Source organism: Pseudonocardia aurantiaca, assembly GCF_039526725.1.
GTDB lineage: Bacteria > Actinomycetota > Actinomycetes > Mycobacteriales > Pseudonocardiaceae > Pseudonocardia > Pseudonocardia aurantiaca.
The window spans coordinates 739,948-757,086 of the sequence record NZ_BAAAJG010000008.1 but is presented as its reverse complement, the minus strand read 5'-3'; the positions used below and the strand labels follow the sequence as shown (position 1 = coordinate 757,086).

Below are 17,139 nucleotides of genomic sequence, written 5' to 3'. Positions count from 1 at the left end.
GGCTTCGGCCTGTTTGCGGGTATTTCACCGAACCGAGTGCATCAGCCGGGTCCGGTGAGGGTGGCCGGTAAGGCGGCCCAGTTGGGCACCCCCAGCCCGCTCGCGGGGTCGTAGCCGGCGGTGGCGGCGCAGCAGCCGACCGCGGCGAGGTCATTGTTGCCTTCCGTGACGTCGAAGAACGCCGCGGAGTTCGGCGACGGGTTCGACGCCGACTTCGACCCCGCCGCCGCGTAGAACCACCCGTTGACCAGGCCGAGCGGGGGTCGCCCGGCCTGGCGCTCGGAGGCGGCGACGAGAGCGGTGCTCGCGGCGGTCAATGGTGTGGAGCCACTGGTGCCACCCACGGTCTGCAGCGTCGAGTTTATGACGACCGGCCAGCCGGGCACGATGTCGGCGACCGCGCTGACGTCGGGAACGGCGCGGAACTGCGCGCTGGTCGCGCCGCTCTGGTACGCCGGGCGAGGTGTCATGCCCCCCACGGCGCCACCGCCTGCCGCCTTCTCTCCGTACGCCGAGTCGTTCCACACCGTTTCGGATGTCCGGGTGTTGGCCGGGCTGAGCGCGAGCCGGGTACCACCGACTGCTGTGACGAACGGCGACACCGCGGGATAGGACAGCGAGGTCCCGGGGGATTTGGCGCAGGTGGTGGATCCGGTGTCGCCGGCGGCGACGAAGGCGGACACACCCGTCAGCGCCGTCATGGCCAGTACGGCGTCCGTGGTGGCGAGAAAGGCGGGAGCGACCTCGTTCTCGGCCACCAGACACCGACCGTAGGACAGGGTGACGACGTCCGGAGGCCCTGCGGTGTCGCCGAGCGCGCGGCTGAAGGCGTCCAGCATGCCGCCGTTGTCTGCCGTGGTCTGCACCAGGCGCAGGTGTGCGCCGGGAGCGACCGCCGCGACGGTCTGCACGTCGAGAGAGGTCTCTGCGGAGGCCTTCGCTATCGCCTCCGCGACGCCGTCGCCCTGAGCCTGCACAACCGTCGGCGCGGTGTATCCGAAGCACTGGGCCGCCCGGTCCAGGTCACCTTGTAGCCAGCCCCCGCCCATGTCGAGCACGGTGATCACCGGAGTGCCGGACGCCGCGGCGCGGAGCCGGTCGATGCCGTAGGCGGTCTGGATCTGCTGCGGTGCGTAGACCCGGCGTTGCTGCACGAGCGGGGCCTGACAGGTGGTGGCGGGCGGAGTGCCGGTGTTGCGCGGCCACGGCGATCCCCCCGGCGTCGGGCTGGGTGTGCGGGGTGCCTGGCTTCCATGGGCGATGGGGTCGTACACCTGCGCGTTCGACAGCAGCAGCGCGGTACCCGGGGGTTGGAGTGCGGCTGGCACCTGGGTGGGAAGGCTGTAGGTGATGAACGGACTCGATGCATCCCCCGGGCGCTGGGCAAGTGGAGCTCCCAACGCCGTATTCCATTGCGCGATCGATCCGCTCACGCGGGCGAACAGTTTCGTGGGATCTGCCGCAAAGTTCAGGCCGAGGCCATGCACCGCGTCGGCCGCTGCGCTTATCTGCGCGTCGGCGGCCCCGAACTGACCGGCCGCGGCATCCAGAGAGAGGAAGCGCCGATAGGTGGGGGAGCCGGGTGTCGACACGTTGACCGCGGCGGCGGCGAGCGCGGCCGGTGAGCTGGGCAGCGACAGGTAGAAGGTGACATCGCCGCTCCTGGCGGCCGGAATGAAGACGCCGGCGCTCGGCGGCACCTGCGGGGAGGACGCGCACGCGGAGGCGAACAGGACCGACGTGAGGAGAGCAGCGAGAACGGACCTCCTGGCCGGGCGCATCCGCGGCCGGGCATCGCCACCGCGGCGGATGCGCGGGCCTCCGATCGTGGTCACCGACGATCCTCAGGATCTCGCGCGCGACGTCGGCCATCGGTGGGAATCCGTGATCGTCATATTCGCGGCCTCGTCTCGGAACTCGGGCGGAAACTCCTGGGGGCCGATCTCGTATTGATCAATATCTGCTCCGGATCGGATTTTCGGGTATCAGGAGCGGGCCTATCGTACGAGCGCCGAGCCGGATGTGCAGCACGATCGCTAGGGATCCTGAACAACGCCGCTCGCTACGGGCGGAGTCGTTCAGGACCCTCCTGGGCGGTAGCGGATGAGCCGGGAACTGTTGGCGACGACGGCGACCGAGGAGGCGTTGTGCAGGATTGCCGCGGCCACGGGGCTCAGCGCGCCGCCCGCCGAGACCAGTAGCCCGGCCGCGTTGACCGCGATGGACATCCCGTAGTTCTGTCGGATCAGCCCGATCGCGCGCCTGCCCAGGTCGCGCAGCTCCAGCAGCCGGCTCAGGTCGTCGCCCGCCAGCGCCACGTCGGCGGTCTCCACCGCGACGTCGGTACCGCCGACGCCCATCGCGATGCCGATGTCGGCCAGCGCGAGCGCGGGCGCGTCGTTCGTGCCGTCGCCGACCATCGCCACCGTGTATCCGGCGGCCTGCAGGCCCCGGACCAGGTCCTGCTTGTCCTCCGGCGTGACCTGCGCCCGGAACTCGTCGATGCCCAGCTCGACCGCGACCGCGGCCGCGGTCTCCGGGTGGTCACCGGTGAGCAGCACGATGCGCCGGACCCCGTCGGCACGCAGCGTGTCGAGCACCGCCCGCGACCCCGGACGCACCGTGTCGCGCAGCGACACCAGCCCGACCAGGGTGTTGTCGACCGCGAGCAGCAATGGGGTCTCGGCTGCCTTCTGCAGCCGGCGCACCCACGTCTGTGCATTGCGGCTGACGGAGACCCCCTCCCGGCGCAGCAGCTCACGGCTGCCGATGAGCAGGATCCGCCCGTCGGACTGCACCCGCATCCCTTGTCCGAGCAGCACCTCGCACTCCTCGTGCGGGGGGATGGCGATGTGCCGCTCCTCGGTCGAGCGGATCACCGCCTGCGCCAGCGGATGCCGCGAGTGGATCTCCGAGCTGGCTGCGTAGGCGAGCACCTGCTCGGGCGCCCAGTCGTCGTGGAACGACACGACGTTGGTGACCACCGGTCGCCCCAGCGTCAGCGTGCCGGTCTTGTCGAACACGATCGCGTCGACCCGGCCCGCCGCCTCCAAGTGCGCACCGCCCTTGATGAGGATGCCGCGGCGCGCGCCGTTGCCGATGGCCGCGCTGATCGCCGTCGGCGTCGACAGTCCCACCGCGCACGGGCACGCGACGAGCAACATGGTCATCGCCCGCCGCAGGTCGCGGGTGGCGAGCAGCGTCAGCGCCGACAGCGCGAACGACGCCGGGACGAACCGGCGCGAGAACGTTTCGCCCACCGTCTGGATCGGTGCCCGGTCGTGCTGGGCCTGCTCGACCCGGGAGATGATCCGTCCGATCGCGGTGTCCTGCCCGACGGCCGAGGCCCGCACCACGATCCGGCCGCGCAGCAGCACCGACCCCGCGGGCAGCACCCTCCCGATCGACACCGACACCGGGAGCTGCTCACCGGTGATCGCCGCCAGGTCCGCCACACCCTCGCCCTCGACGACGACGCCATCGACCGGGAGGACCACCCGCTCGTGCACCACCACCTCGTCGCCGATGCCGAGCTGGCTGATGTCGACCTCGATCTCGGTCCCGTCCGCCAGCCGCGTCCAGGCCCGCGTGCGGGAGCCGGCGAGCAGCTCGGAGATGGCACGACGGCTCCTGCGCAGGGTCAGGTCTTGCATGTACTCGCCGATGTTGAGCAGCCACAGCACGGTCAGTGCGACCACGTTCTCGCGGAGAACAAGGCTCGCCACCGTCGCCGCCGACACCAGGGCGTCGGTTCCCGCCCCGCGCCCGCCAACCAGCGCACGCAGCGCACCGCGCAGGAACGGGTAGCCGGTGAAGATCGTCACGGCGGTGGCGGCGGTCCGGCTGGTCGGCCCGAGCACCGGGGGCCGGCGCAGTCCGTAGCGGCGCATCCCGAGTGCCGCGAGCGCGACGCCGCCGACTACGAGCCGAACCAGGTCGCCGTTGCGCACGTCGGCCGAGCGGGGCGTGCGCTCCGCGGTCGCCTCAGGGTCCGCGCCGAGGCCCTTGCCGATCGCCTCGACCAGCTCGACGCGATCGCAGCGTTGCGGGTCGAACCAGACCACCACGCTCCCCGTGCGCGGGTACGCATGCACCTGACGCACGTACTCCACGTCGTCGACGGCGTCCTCGACAGCGACCGCCAGGGCCCGGCAGCCGATGAGCCCGGGCACCGTGAACCGGACCCGGCCTGCGGCGTCGGATACCACCGCCACCGCTGCTTCGGTCGCGACCGTTGTTTCGCGCGCTACTGCTGTTTCGGTCGGAACTACGGTGCCGGCCAGGGCGGCGGGGCGCACCCGCTCAGTGCTCGTGGCCGGGGGCGCCGGCGCCCGGGGGTGGCGTCTGCTCGCCGATCCGCTCCCGGGCCTCGCTCACGATGTCGGCTGTCGCCAGCCGCGCCCGCTCCGCACCCGTCTCGGCGGCACGCGCGCCGCGCAGCCCCCACGACGTGACCGTCACCGCCGCGCCGTGCAACGCGTCGCTGCGCACGACCCGCTTGACGCTGTCGTAGGCCGCCGCGCCCACGAGCCCGCTGGCCACCAGTCCTGCAGCCTTGCCCACGAACCCGCCGAGCATGTGCCCACCTCCGTCCGTCCGAAGGCTCAAGGGTAAACGCGGCCGCGCTCGAGGGTCGAATTCACGTGTTCGATTCAATACGACCTGCCGCCAGGCGGCGACTCGTCCACATTTCCTCACGAGCTCGTATCCATGCCGGCCGTACTCGGGGCGTCCATGATCGCCCCGGCGTTAGAGACGTCGGATCTGCGGGTTGAAGGCAGCGTCGGGTCGGCGCGGAGCCAGCTGATCAATGGCACAATCAGGGCGAGCTGCCCGAGAAGCCAGATGATGGCGGCGAGGCGTTGCTCGGCGAGCAGGTCGGGCACCCAGGGCAGCGCGAGCCGCCGGTAGAAATCCTCCCCGACCGGTGTACTACGGACCAACAGGGCCGCACCGATCCCGGTCTGCGCGCCAAGCAGCAGAGCCGTGAGACCCAATCTCGTTCCTCGCGACGGTAGGCGCTGGGGAAGCCGCGTGAGCAGCACACCGGCAAGCATCCATCCCGTGATGAGCCGAAACAGATCGAGAGCGAGCCGGCCTGTCTGCGACTGCAGCAGCACCGCGAACAGCCCTGAGCTGTACAACAGGACCTGGCTACCGACGAACAGCCCGATGCCGGTAACCGGCTCGGCCAGCCGCCGTACGAGCGGGCGGCGCAGGACCCACAGGACACTGCCTCGTGGGCTCGGGGCGCCGCCCACGCCTCGCGCCGGCAATGCCCGACGGGCCAGCTCTAGCGGCGCCCCGAGCACCAGCAGGAACGGCGCGACGAGCGACAGCAGGACCTGCGATGCGACGCCGATGCTGAGCATCGCCGCCCCGTATCGCCCGACTCCCCACGACGTCGCGAGCAGGATGATGATGCACCCGGAGCTCCACGCGGCGATCCTGAGTGGCGACCACAGGTCGGCGCGGTGCAGCACGCGGCGGACGCCGGCCAGATATGTGACGAACAGGATCGTGACCAGCACAGTGAACACGAGGTCGAGCCGAGAACCGAGCAGGAGACGAATGGCATCGGGCGCCTTGGTCAACTCGTAGCCCAGCAGCTCAGCCGTTGGCGAACGGGAAGCCGGCGCGCTGCGAGGTGGCGGGGTACGACCCAGCCCGACCGCCAGCCCGAACGTGGCGAACATGACCAGCACTTCAACCCCACCCAGCCGCAACAATGCGGTGCGGTCGCCGCGGGCGGCCAGCGGCAAGGACCGGCGCCGGTGCGCGTAGCCCAGCCCGCCGAGCAGCAGCAGCGCGGCGACCTTGCCGACTGCGAGCCACCCGTACCTGGAGGCCAGCAACTGCTCGGCCCCAGGGGCTCGAACGATCAGGTTGACGACCCCGGACACGGCCACCAGCGCCCAGCACCACCCCGCGACCATGGAGTACCGGGGCAGGGCAATCGCCACGCGGCCGTCCGACGAGACGGCCAGCGCCAAGACAGCGACAAGTCCGCCTACCCATAGCGCTGCAGCGACCACGTGCAGCATCAGGCTGTCGGTTGCGATGTCGTGGGAACCACCGACCGCGGAATGCCCGGTTGCGGCGACGGGCAGCAGAGCGAGCACGGCTACACCGAGCAGCACGCTCGTCCAACCCCAGCTCAGCGTCGTGCAGCATCCGATGAGCACGACCACGGCCAGCGCGGCGGTCAGCAACCACCCCATCGCGGTCGGCAGCAGCGGTACGACGGCCATCAGCGTCGCCGGGTCGAGCACGTCCTGCAGCGGACGTCCTAGCGACTCCGCCGCTGTCAGCGCCATCATGAGTAGCGCGGCCACCGCCCAGATTGCCGCCGACGCCGTCGCAGCGCGAACAGACCGGTAACCACTGACGTCGAGGTACCCCGAGAGCTGGGGCGGCACGATGGCCGTGGCGAGCAGCAGGGCTCCGACGGTGAGCGCACCTGCGATCTCTGCCACGACACGCACCACGGGTAGGCCGTAGATGGCGGCTACCCCGGCGTCCGGAAGCCCGAGGCCCACGCCCGGGAACGTCCCAGACCCAGGGGTGACCGCCACCACGACGACGATCGCCAGCGCGGCACCGATCCACAGCACCACCAGCAGCGCACCACGATCCGCGCGGGCCCTTCGGCTAACCCTCACCCGGGGTCTCAGCCTCAAGAGACACCTCCGCAGCCACCGCGGTGGCCCCCTCGCGGCGCCACCGCGGTGCGTTGATGGCCAGGAGCCGGACGTTCGCGCGCGTCCGCTCTTCCATCTTCGCGACCATGATCGTCCCACCACCGCGGGCGAACGCCGGCCGGGTCGCCATCAAGTCGAATGTAAGCGACCACTCATCAGGACACGTCCTGTCGGGATCGTATCATCGGGATTCGCGGCGCCACGCCCACCGACGTGCAAGCAGGTACTCCACCGAATGGCCGCAGTCCGACTCTCCGCGTCCGGTCGCGCGCGACACGACTAACCTAAACGGCGGGGCGTGCTCGGACGAGGGTCGCAATCAGATGCGGCCGAATAGAATACGCCCGCCCCTGCACCCGCACAGTCGAGCCGGGCACCGCTGCGCGGTAGGCCGACGATTTCTGGCGCATGCGACGGCAGTTCGGTAGCATCATCGCCGATCATTGTAGATCAATAGTGGCAGTTGGTAATCCGACAGCGGATTGTGCAGATCGTTGATTAGATCGCACACACTGCCGAACGGCAAGCGTTCTTGGATGTGGCGAGGGCGCGGGTGGCGGGTCGGTTCGCTCGGGTCGAGCCCGGTAGCAGGCCCGGGCGTTCATGATGGGGTTGCCGGCTGGATTGCCGCGCGTGGACTGCCGGAACCTCGCCCAGCGGAGGTGATCAGAATCGGATCGAATGCAGCGGTTGAACACCGATCGCGAAGACCGGCCCCGGAATCTCCAGAGCGCGGCGCCTGACGTACGGCACCCACATCTGGAGACCTGATGCGTTCTCAACTCAAGCTCAATCTGCTGAAACTGTCCTACCTCGCTGCCGCCACGATCCTTGTCACCGCCACCACGGCCACCGTCGCCACCGTCGCCACCGTCGCCTTCGACGGTGACCCGTCGTCGTCAGCGTCCGCGCAAGAGGGGCCCCCGCTGCGGGACCCACCGGAGCTGGTGAGCAACGACGGGCTCTTACGGGTGCAGCTGGTCGTGGAGAGGCGGCAGGTGGACCTGGCCGGCCGCAAGCTGTGGGCCCTCACCTACAACGGCCAGTACATGCCACCCACGCTGCGGTTCCGGCCGGGAGACAGGCTGGAGATGGCGTTGGTGAACCGGTTGGGCATGGACACCAAGCTGCACATGAGCACCAACATGCACACACACGGGCTCCACGTGTCACCGAGCGGCAATTCCGACAACGTCTTCCTCGACATTCGCCCGGGCGAGACATTTGACTACGTTTATCAATTCCCGGAAAATGAGCCGTCCGGCACCTACTGGTACCACCCGCACCATGATCCGATAGATGGAGATCAGGTCGCCGGGGGAATGTCGGGCATCATCGTCGTCGACGGGCTGAAGCAGTATCTGCCGCCCGACCTGCGCAACATCACTGAGCACGTCATCGCCCTCAAGGACTTCCAGATCGAGGGCGACGCGATCAAGACCCACAACGTTTCGATCAGCGCCCCGACCAACCGCACGGTCAACGGCCAGCTCAACCCGACCATCCGGATCCGGCCGGGCGAGGTCCAACTGTGGCGGCTGGCCAACATCAGTACCAACATCTACTACGACGTCCAGCTGCAGGGCCAGCAGCTCACGGTGATCGGGCACGACGGCAATCCCGTTGGCACGACCTTCGCGGCGGACCACCTCCTCCTCGCGGCCGCCAACCGGTTCGACGTGCTAGTGCGAGGCGGCCCGCCCGGCACCACGCAGTTGCAGACCCTCGCGTACAACACCGGGCCGGTCGGCAACCAGTTCCCGCAGGTCAACCTGGCCACCGTCGTCTCAGAAGGGCCGCCGATGCCCCCGGTGGCGCTGCCCAGAACTGTCAGGCCATTCGAGGACCTGAGCGACGCCACCCTCGCCGCGCAGCGCACCATCGTGTTCTCCGAGAACGCAACCCAGACCGTGTACTACGTCGACGGCAAAGTGTTCGATCCGAACCGGGTGGACATTCAAGTCAAACTGAACACAGTGGAGGAGTGGACCATCCTCAACACCAGCGACGAGGAACACTCATTCCATGTCCATACCAACCATTACCAGCTGATGAGCATCAACGGTCAACCTCACGACTACCACGGCTGGCAGGACACCGCGACCTTGCCCGCCAAGGGGCAGATCGTCCTCCGGACCTATTTCATCAACTACACCGGCAAGACCGTCCTGCACTGCCACATCCTCAAGCACCAGGATCTGGGCATGATGGCGGTAGTGGAGATCTTCCCGTGAGCAATGGTTCAACCACCGCTGGTGGCTGGGTCCATGGCTGATGACCGACGCGCCGGCGCCACCGGCACTGCGCGTAACATCTTCCAGCGATCAGGACTAAGCACGTAGGAGTGTGCCAGATGACCAGGCTCACCTTCACCATCGGCGGGATCCTCACTGTGTTGGGAATCGTCGCCTACGTCGCGACTGGTGCTGTCAGCGTCACGGCGCTCATTCCGGCGTTCGTCGGCGTGCTCCTGCTCGTCTGTGCCGCCCTTGCACGCAGGCCTGCGCTGCACCGCTACAGCATCCACGGCGCACTGGTAATCGCCCTGCTCGGCGCAGCCGGCTCGCTGATGAACGTGGTCAAGCTCGGCGATCTATTCGCCGGCACCGCGCAGCGACCGTCGGCGATTGTCCTCAGCACGATCATGTTCGTGCTGCTGGTGTTCTACATCGCCATGGGAGTGCGGTCAATCATCGTGGCACGCCGCTCTCCGGCGCCCACACAGCGCTTCTGATCTGACGCAGGTCGGTCTGGAGCTGCACTCGGACAAGACAGTGTCGTCTACTGCAAGGACGCCGACCGACGTGACGATCATCAGTGCACGTCGTTCACGTTCCTGGGGTACGAGTTCCGTCCGCGGCGGGCCACAAGTTCGGTAAACACGTCGTGTCGTTCTTGCCCGCCGTCAGTTCGGACGCGATGAAGGCGATGGGCCGGGAGATCCGTTCCTGGCACCTGGCCGGCGTAGTGACAAGTCCGTTGATGAGCTTGCGCGCATTTTCAACACAGTCCTGCGACGCCTAGCGATTCCGTGTCGCGGCAGCACTACGTGAATGGGGTAGCACTTTGTCCGTGCCCTGTGGGGGAACTCCATGGCAATGACCTCGCCGACGCGCATGCCGGCTTCTGCCATCACAGCCTGTCGATTCAGCTCGGGACTTTAGCAACCCGCGGATGATGACGCAGCAGGCCACCTCGAACGCGCGTCCCCAGACGCCTGTGGGCGGTTGTCGATCAGGCGAGGCCGAGCACCCGGGCGGCGTTGTCCTTGAGGATCAGTGGCCGGACGTCGTCTTTGATCTCCAGCTTCGCGAAGTCGGCGAGCCACCGGTCAGGGGTGATCACGGGGAAGTCCGAGCCGAACAGCACCTTGCGCTTGAGCAGGCCGTTCGCGGCGCGGACCAGCTGCGGCGGGAAGTACTTCGGTGACCAGCCGGACAGGTCGACGTAGACGTTCGCCTTGTGGGTGGCGATGGAGATGGCCTCGTCCTGCCACGGCACCGAGGGGTGGGCCATGACGATCGTCAGGTTGGGGAAGTCGGCGGCGACGTCGTCGAGCAGCATCGGGGCGGAGTAGCGCAGCTTGATGCCACGTCCGCCTGGCAGGCCGGCGCCGATACCGGTCTGCCCGGTGTGGAACAGGGCGGGCACGCCGAGCTCCTGCAGCGCTGCGTACAGCGGGTAGAACCGCGCGTCGTTCGGCTCGAACGCCTGCAGGCTGGGATGGAACTTGAACCCGCGGACGCCGTGGTCGGTCACGAGCCGGCGGGCGCGGGCGACAGCGGCCTTGCCCGCGTGCGGGTCGACCGAGCCGAACGGGATGAGGACGTCGGTGTGCTCGGCGGCCTGGTCGGCGATCTCCTCGCTGGACAGCGGCGGGTGCCCGGTGCCGGCGGGGGCGTCGATGGTGAACACCACGGCCGCGGTGCGACGGGCGCGGTAGTGCTCGGCGATGCTCGCCAGGGTGGGGGTGCGGTCCTGGTCGGCACGGAAGTACTTCGCCGAGGCGTCGAGGAGCTCCTGATCGAGGGCGTAGCAGCCGTGGCCGTCCTGCTCGACGTGGACGTGGACGTCGATCGCGTCCAGCGTGGTGAGATCCATGCGTTGCCTTCCGGTCATCGGGATCCTCGCAGGGCGACGAAGGCGTCCAGCGCGGTCGGGTCGGTCAGCACGTCGCGGCTGGAGACCTCGTCCGGCGCGGCGCCGAGCAGGATCCGTTTCACCGGGAGTTCCAGCTTCTTGCCCGCCCGGTTGCGGGGAACCACCGGGACCGCGGTGATCGCGTCGGGGACGTGCCGTGGCGACAGCTCGGTGCGCAGCGCGGTCGAGATTCGTCGCTGTAGGGCGTCGTCGAGCTCCACCTCGTCGCGCAGGTGGACGTAGAGCAGCAATTGGCCGTTTCCGCCCGCAGGGTCTTCCAGGTGCACCACGAGACTGTCGAGGACCTCGGGCAGCTCCTCGACCACCCGGTAGAACTCGGCGGTGCCCAGCCGGACTCCGCCGCGGTTCAGGGTGGCGTCTGAGCGGCCGGCGATGATCGCGCTGCCGGTCTCGGAGAACCGCACCCAGTCACCGTGCCGCCACACCCCGGGCCATATGTCGAAGTAGGTGTCGCGGTAGCGGGTGCCGTCGGGGTCACCCCAGAAGCCGACCGGCATGGACGGCATCGGCGCGGTGATCACCAGCTCGCCCAGCTCGCCGACGACCTCCTTCCCGTCCGCGTCGAACGCCTTGGCGTCCACGCCCAGGCACGCCCCGGAGATCTCCCCCGTCCACAGCGGCTGCAGCGGGCTGCCCTGCACGATCCCGGAGCAGACGTCGGTGCCCCCGCTGCCCACGTTGAGCAGCACATGAGGGCCGAACTGCTCGGCCACCCACCGGTAGCCCTCGGGCGGCAACGGGCTGCCCGCGGCGCCGATCTGCCGCAGCCGCGACAGGTCGAACTCCCGAGTCGGTTCCAGACCGCCCCTCCGGCAGGCCATGAGGTAACCAGGGCTGGCTCCCATCAGCGTCGTCCTGGTCTCGGCGGCCAGCTCCCATTGCCAGCGCAGGTCGGGGTGCACCGGATTCCCGTCGATCATGACGATCGACGCCCGCACCAGCAGTGCCGACACCAGCGCGTTCCACATCATCCAGGCGGTGGTCGAGAACCACAGGATTCGGTCACCCGGCCCCAGGTCCCAGCTCAGTGCATGGTTCTTGTAGTGCTCCAGCAGGATCCCGCCGTGCCCGTGGACGATCGCCTTCGGCTTGCCGGTGGTCCCGGAGGAGAACAACACGCACAATGGGTGCGCGAACGGGACAGGGTCGAACGCGAGCTCTCCTGGCTCGGCGAGCAGGTCCGCCCACGCCACCGCGTCGGGCACCGCGTCGCCGCCGTACGGGACGTGGACGACGTAACGCACGGTCGGCAGGCCGGCGCGGATCTCCGCGACCTGCTCACGGCGGTCGACGTCCTTCGTGCCGTAGCCGTACCCGGCGACCGCGAGCAGGACCGTCGGCTCCACCTGGCCGAACCGGTCGACCACGCTGCGTGCACCGAACTCCGGCGCGCAGCTCGCCCAGATCGCGCCGAGGCTGGCGGTGGCGAGGAAGGCGACGAGAGTCTCGGGGATGTTCGGCAGGTAGGCCACCACCCGGTCGCCCCGGCCGACCCCGAGCCGCACCAGGCCGGCGCGCGCCCGCGCGACCTGCTCGCGCAGTCGCCCCCACGTCAGCTCCACCCGGTCCCGTGTCTGCGAGTAGGCGAGCACCGCGACCTCGTCACCGTCCTCGGGCCGCCCGACGGCGTGCTCCGCGTAGTTCAGGGTCGCGCCCGGGAACCACTCCGCGCCGGGCATCTCCCGGTTGCCCAGCACCCTCGTGTGCAGCGTGTGCGCTCGCACCCCGAAGTGCTCCCAGACCGCCGACCAGAACCCGTCCGGATCGTCGACCGACCACCGGTGCAGCTCGTCGTAGCCGACGAACCGCAGCCCGCGCTCGCGCTCCAGCCGGTCGAGGAACTGTCCGATCTGCGTGGTGCCCCGCACGTCGGGGGCGACGGGCCGCAGCAGCTCGGGCTGCACTGATCCAGGCTGGGTCACCGCCGTACCGTTCCCGTGTTGCGCCGCAGGAGCTCGGCGAGGACACCGACGTCCGGGAGGTCGAGGTGCGGGCGTACCTCTTCGGGCAGCTCGACGAACGACCGGGCGTGTCCGATCCCCGTGTGGACGGCGACGGCCAGCGCGCCGTCCGTGTGTGCCATCGGTACTTCGAGCTCGGGATCATCGCCGACCACGGCGATGTCCGCCGCGGGCATGCCGAGGTGATGGGCCGCGGTGCGCAGCGCGTGCCGCGACGGCTTGCCGACGATGGTCGCCTCGCGGCCGGTGATGTCGCGGACGACGGCCGAGATGGCCCGCGAGGTGCCGAGCTGGCGGCCTTCGGCGGTGGGGAAGAACAGGGACTGGGAGGCGCTGTAGAACGACGCTCCGGCGAAGACGGCGTCGCAGGCGGCCTCCAGCGCGTCGAAGGTCAGCTCCTGACGGAACCAGCCCACGAAGACGGCGTCGGCCTGGGTTCCGCGCTGCGGAGGAAGGGCTTTGAGCCCGGCGGCCTCGAGCGGTTCGGTGATGCCTGTGCCGCCGAGCACCATCACGCCGTGGTGCCCGTGACGTTGGAAGACGTCCAGGGCCGAGGATGTCGGGGTGAGCACTCCGTCGTCGGGGACAGGGAAGCCGATGGCCTGCAGCGCGCGGGCGTACTGCTGAGGGGTTCGGGTGGTGCCGTTGGTGAAAACGCGGAAGGGCAGGCCGAGCTCGGTCAGCGCGGCGAACAGCGGTTCGGCGCCGGGCAGCGGGCGCAGGCCCCTGTTGTTGCGGTCGCCGAGCACGAGCGTGCCGTCCATGTCCAGCACGAACCCGCGTACCCGACGCAGTCGTTCGAGGACGGCGGGGTCGACGTCAAGCACGGTCACCGTCTCCTCCGTGGCGGTGCGCGGACAGGCGTAGGTCGGGCTTGGCCACGGCCAGGTCGTGCACGGTCTTCCGTTCTCCCAGCTCGCGGAGCAGATCGAGCACCGGGGCGAGGTCGGGGTTGTAGTGGTCACGGGCCGGTCCGGCGGCGAGCATGGCGTCGACCTGCTCGGCGGGCATGTGAGCGCGCAGCAGCAGCTCCTCGTCGCCGATCCCGCGACCGAACTGGCGGCGCAGCTCCGCGGGCGTCGGCGGCTCCGGCTCCGCGGCGAGCTCCCGGGCACGCGGCCGGTCGAGGATGCGGTCGTGCACGTCGGGATCGATCGGCGCGGTGGGTCGGCCGAAGCCGCCGAGCACGTAGCGGATGACCTGGTCGGGCACGTTGAGGTAGCGCTCGCCGATCACGTTGAACAACGCCTGCGAGACGATCATCTGCGGGAACGGCGTGACCATGATCGGGTGGCCCAGATCGGCCCGGACGCGGCCGACCTCGTCGACGACGCTGTCGAACCGGTCCTCCATGCCGATCTCCCGCAGCTGCCGGCGGGTCGTGGTCATCACGCCGCCGGCGATCTGGTGGTGGAGGAACGCGACGTCGAAGTCCTGCGGCCTACCCCGCGGGAGCTCCTCGGCGTCGGTCAGCCGGTCTATGAAGTCGCAGGCCAGACCGAGCACTCGATCGTCGACGTCGACGCGGTGCCCCATCCCACGCAGGTTGGCCACTGTCCGCCGCACCTCGGGCAGCGACGTGCCGTTGCCGAGCGCGCCGCAGCCGGTCTGCACCACCTCGACGCCGAGTTCTGGCGCGATCGCGTAGGTCTGCGGCGACAGCCCGATCGTGGCGTGCGAGTGCAGCTCGAGCGGTGTGCTGCTGAGCGCGGCCTTGATTGCCGGGAGGAGCGTGCGGGCGCGCTCGGCGGAGAGGATGCCCGACGGGTCCTTGACGTAGACCCGGTCGAAGTCGGGGCACTCGCGCATCTGCCGGGCGAGGTCGGCGTAGAAGATGTCGTCGTGCACTGCGCTGATCGTGTAGGTCAGGGCGCCGATCACCTCGTCGACGCCCGCCTGCTTGAGCCGCCGAGCGGTGGCGCGGGCGGCGTCCATGTCGTGCATCGGGTCGAGCACGACGACCCGGTCGATACCGTTGGCTACCAGGCGGTCGTAGACCAGCTGCATGGTCTCCGGGTGCGAGTTCTGCCAGGAGATGAATCGGAAGCCGGTGCCGATGAACTGCAGCTTCGTCGTCGGCACCAGTCGGCGGGTGTGCCGGATCAGGGCCCACGGGTCCTCCCGATGGGTGCGGACGAGCATGCCCATCGCCGTACTCGAGGTGAAGTCCAGCGCGCGGAAGCCAACTCGCTCCAGCAGTGGCGCGACCTGCAGCACGTGCGCGGTCCGCAGCCCGGTGGCCCCCCACAGGCTCTGGTTGCCGTCGCGCAGGGACACGTCGACCAACCCGACGTCGGCCATCAGGACACCTCCACGAGGCTCGGCCGGTGGCTGGTCAGGAACCGCTCGAAGAACGCGGTGTCCACACCGCCAGCGGCGAACTCGGGATCTGCCAGCAGCAGCTGATGCACCGGCACGGTCGTCGTCACGCCCTCGATGCGCAGCAGTTGCAGCGCGGCCCGGGCGCGGGCGAGGGCGTCGTCGCGGTCCCGTCCGTGCACGACGAGCTTGGCCAGCAGGGAGTCGTAGTACGGCGGGACGACCGACCCGCCCTGCACGTGCGTGTCGACGCGGATGCCGTCGCCGACGGGCAGGACCACGCGGTCGATGCGGCCCGGTGACGGCCGGAAGTCGTGCGCCCAGTCCTCGGCGTTGATCCGGCACTCCACGGCGTGCCCGGACAGGACGATCTCCTCCTGGCGCAGCCGCAGCGGCATTCCTTCGGCGACGGCGAGCTGCTCGGCCACCAGGTCCAGCCCGGTGACCATCTCCGTGACCGGGTGCTCGACCTGGATGCGGGCGTTCATCTCGAGGAAGTAGAAGCTGTCGCGCTCGCGGTCGTGGAGCAGTTCGACGGTGCCTAGTCCCCGGTATCGCAGGTGCTCGGCGAGCGCGAGCGCGGCCTGCGCCATCCCCGCGCGGGCTCCTTCGGACAGCTGCGGCGCCGGCGCCTCCTCGAACAGCTTCTGGTAGCGGCGCTGCACCGAGCAGTCGCGGTCGCCCAGCGCCACGGCTCGCGTGCCGTCGCCCAGCACCTGCACCTCGACGTGCCGGCCGGACTCCACGAACCGCTCCAGGTACACCCGGGGGTCGCCGAACGCGGCGGCCGCCTCGGACATGGCGAGGTCGAGGGTGTGCGACAGCTCGTCGGGGGACGCGACGAGCTTCATCCCGCGGCCGCCTCCGCCGCTGACCGCCTTGACCAGCAGCGGGTAGCCGACCTCGGCGGCCACGGCGCGCGCCCCGGCGAGATCAGCTGCCTCACCACCCGGCACCACGGGCAGGCCCGCGGCCACGGCGTGCGCACGGGCGCGCAGCTTGTCGCCCACCGCCTCCAGCGACTCGGCGGACGGCCCGACGAAGACGATCTCCGCGTCGGCGCAGGCCCGCGCCAGCACGGGGTTCTCGGAGAGGAATCCGTAGCCGGGATGCACTGCGTCGGCGGCGATCGCCTGCGCCGCCCGCACCACCGCGGTCGCGTCCAGGTAGGACGCCGTCGCCGGGGCCGGACCGAGCCGCACGACCCGGTCGGCGAGCCGGGCCGGGAGCGCGTCGAGGTCCGCGTCCGAGGCGGCGAGGACGGACTCGATGCCGAGCCGGGCGCAGGTGCGGATCACGCGGGCCGCGATCTCGCCCCGGTTGGCGATCAGCAGGCGGCGGATCCTGGGCGCGCCGACCCGCACTGCGCCGGTCTGCACTGCGCCGGTCTGCACTGCGCCGGTCTGCACTGCGCCGGTCTGCACTGCGCCGGTCTGCACTGCGCCGGTCTGCACTGCGCCGGTCTGCACTGCGCCGGTCTGCACTGCGCCGGTCTGCACAGCGCCGGGCGTCACCGCGTCCCCCCGCCCGGCGTCGGTTCCACCAGGAGCAGGATCGCGCCGGTGTCGGCGAACTCGCCGTTCGCGACGCGGAACTCGACCACCGTCCCCCGGACGCCAGCCTGGATTGGGGTCATCATCTTCATCGTCTCGACGATGCCGACGACGGACTCCTCGTCCACCAGGTCGCCGACGTCCACGAACGGTGGCGCGCCCGGCTTCGGCGCCCGGTAGAACGCGCCGGGCAGCGGCGGGTGCACCGCGGCCAGCCCCTCCGCGACGTCGGCACGCGGCGCCTCGGGCTCGGCGGTGGCGACGGTCTCGGCGTCGCCCTCCACCTGTGGCCGCCGGAGCACCCGCTGCTCGGCCGTCCAGCCGGCCGCGCCCTCGCGGCGCACGGTCAGGGTGAGGTCCGTCAGCTCCAAGTGCAGCTCGTCGAGGCCGCTTGAGTCGAGCACCCGCACCACGTCGCGGACGTCGGCGGGCGTCAGCTCCACC

13 protein-coding genes are annotated in these 17,139 nt (G+C 69.9%); 2 read left to right on the top strand and 11 right to left on the bottom strand.

The genetic code is table 11. From position 1 onward, the window contains the following. Positions 1-41 precede the first annotated feature (41 nt). From ABD143_RS13485 to ABD143_RS13465, 5 genes are all read right to left on the bottom strand, one after another. Positions 42-1,835, bottom strand: a complete 1,794-nt coding sequence (locus tag ABD143_RS13485) for a S53 family peptidase (protein ID WP_343976549.1) — start codon at positions 1,833-1,835, stop codon at positions 42-44. A gap of 243 nt (positions 1,836-2,078) precedes the next feature. Beyond that, positions 2,079-4,214 carry a heavy metal translocating P-type ATPase gene (locus tag ABD143_RS13480; RefSeq protein ID WP_343976546.1) on the bottom strand — a complete coding sequence of 712 codons (2,136 nt, stop codon included), beginning with the start codon at positions 4,212-4,214 and terminating at the stop codon, positions 2,079-2,081. Positions 4,215-4,302: 88 nt separating this feature from the next. Continuing rightward, positions 4,303-4,578 (bottom strand): DUF1490 family protein, encoded by a 276-nt coding sequence (locus tag ABD143_RS13475; protein ID WP_343976543.1) that lies wholly within the window; start codon positions 4,576-4,578, stop codon positions 4,303-4,305. Between the two features lie 116 nt (positions 4,579-4,694). Further along, on the bottom strand, positions 4,695-6,617 hold the full coding sequence (locus tag ABD143_RS13470) for a bifunctional copper resistance protein CopD/cytochrome c oxidase assembly protein (protein WP_343976540.1): 1,923 nt from the start codon (positions 6,615-6,617) through the stop codon (positions 4,695-4,697). A gap of 34 nt (positions 6,618-6,651) precedes the next feature. Continuing rightward, positions 6,652-6,831, bottom strand: coding sequence for a hypothetical protein (locus tag ABD143_RS13465; protein WP_343976537.1), 180 nt, complete (start codon positions 6,829-6,831; stop codon positions 6,652-6,654). A 640-nt stretch (positions 6,832-7,471) separates the two neighbouring features. Here ABD143_RS13465 and ABD143_RS13460 point away from each other — a divergent pair. Together ABD143_RS13460 and ABD143_RS13455 are read left to right on the top strand one after the other, a co-directional pair. After that, a complete protein-coding gene (locus ABD143_RS13460; RefSeq protein ID WP_343976534.1) occupies positions 7,472-8,935 on the top strand; it encodes a multicopper oxidase family protein in 1,464 nt (487 codons plus the stop codon). A gap of 119 nt (positions 8,936-9,054) precedes the next feature. Beyond that, positions 9,055-9,435 carry a hypothetical protein gene (locus tag ABD143_RS13455; protein ID WP_343976531.1) on the top strand — a complete coding sequence of 127 codons (381 nt, stop codon included), beginning with the start codon at positions 9,055-9,057 and terminating at the stop codon, positions 9,433-9,435. A 500-nt stretch (positions 9,436-9,935) separates the two neighbouring features. On the opposite strand, the gene couO is transcribed toward ABD143_RS13455, so the two are convergent. The 6 genes from couO to ABD143_RS13425 are packed head-to-tail and all read right to left on the bottom strand — an operon-like array spanning position 9,936 to position 17,138. Continuing rightward, positions 9,936-10,802 carry a 4-hydroxyphenyl-beta-ketoacyl-CoA hydrolase gene (couO, locus tag ABD143_RS13450; RefSeq protein ID WP_343977410.1) on the bottom strand — a complete coding sequence of 289 codons (867 nt, stop codon included), beginning with the start codon at positions 10,800-10,802 and terminating at the stop codon, positions 9,936-9,938. A 14-nt stretch (positions 10,803-10,816) separates the two neighbouring features. Beyond that, positions 10,817-12,766, bottom strand: coding sequence for an acetoacetate--CoA ligase (locus tag ABD143_RS13445; protein WP_343976529.1), 1,950 nt, complete (start codon positions 12,764-12,766; stop codon positions 10,817-10,819). Positions 12,767-12,780: 14 nt separating this feature from the next. Further along, positions 12,781-13,656 carry an HAD-IIA family hydrolase gene (locus ABD143_RS13440; RefSeq protein WP_343976526.1) on the bottom strand — a complete coding sequence of 292 codons (876 nt, stop codon included), beginning with the start codon at positions 13,654-13,656 and terminating at the stop codon, positions 12,781-12,783. Further along, positions 13,643-15,124 carry a biotin carboxyl carrier protein gene (locus tag ABD143_RS13435; protein WP_343976523.1) on the bottom strand — a complete coding sequence of 494 codons (1,482 nt, stop codon included), beginning with the start codon at positions 15,122-15,124 and terminating at the stop codon, positions 13,643-13,645. Before ABD143_RS13435 ends, ABD143_RS13440 begins: the two co-directional genes overlap by 14 nt. Further along, a complete protein-coding gene (locus tag ABD143_RS13430; protein WP_343976520.1) occupies positions 15,124-16,656 on the bottom strand; it encodes an acetyl-CoA carboxylase biotin carboxylase subunit in 1,533 nt (510 codons plus the stop codon). The genes ABD143_RS13435 and ABD143_RS13430 overlap by 1 nt, the downstream gene beginning before the upstream one ends. Next, on the bottom strand, positions 16,653-17,138 hold the full coding sequence (locus tag ABD143_RS13425; protein WP_343976518.1) for an acetyl-CoA carboxylase biotin carboxyl carrier protein: 486 nt from the start codon (positions 17,136-17,138) through the stop codon (positions 16,653-16,655). The genes ABD143_RS13430 and ABD143_RS13425 overlap by 4 nt, the downstream gene beginning before the upstream one ends. Position 17,139: the final 1 nt, after the last annotated feature.

Excerpts from the sequence above, each read along its gene's own strand:
- couO (WP_343977410.1), bottom strand. The coding sequence starts at position 10,802 with ATGGATCTCACCACGCTGGACGCGATCGACGTCCACGTCCACGTCGAG.
- ABD143_RS13465 (WP_343976537.1), bottom strand. The coding sequence starts at position 6,831 with ATGGCGACCCGGCCGGCGTTCGCCCGCGGTGGTGGGACGATCATGGTC.
- ABD143_RS13435 (WP_343976523.1), bottom strand. The coding sequence starts at position 15,124 with ATGGCCGACGTCGGGTTGGTCGACGTGTCCCTGCGCGACGGCAACCAG.
- ABD143_RS13455 (WP_343976531.1), top strand. The coding sequence starts at position 9,055 with ATGACCAGGCTCACCTTCACCATCGGCGGGATCCTCACTGTGTTGGGA.
- ABD143_RS13460 (WP_343976534.1), top strand. The coding sequence starts at position 7,472 with ATGCGTTCTCAACTCAAGCTCAATCTGCTGAAACTGTCCTACCTCGCT.
- ABD143_RS13475 (WP_343976543.1), bottom strand. The coding sequence starts at position 4,578 with ATGCTCGGCGGGTTCGTGGGCAAGGCTGCAGGACTGGTGGCCAGCGGG.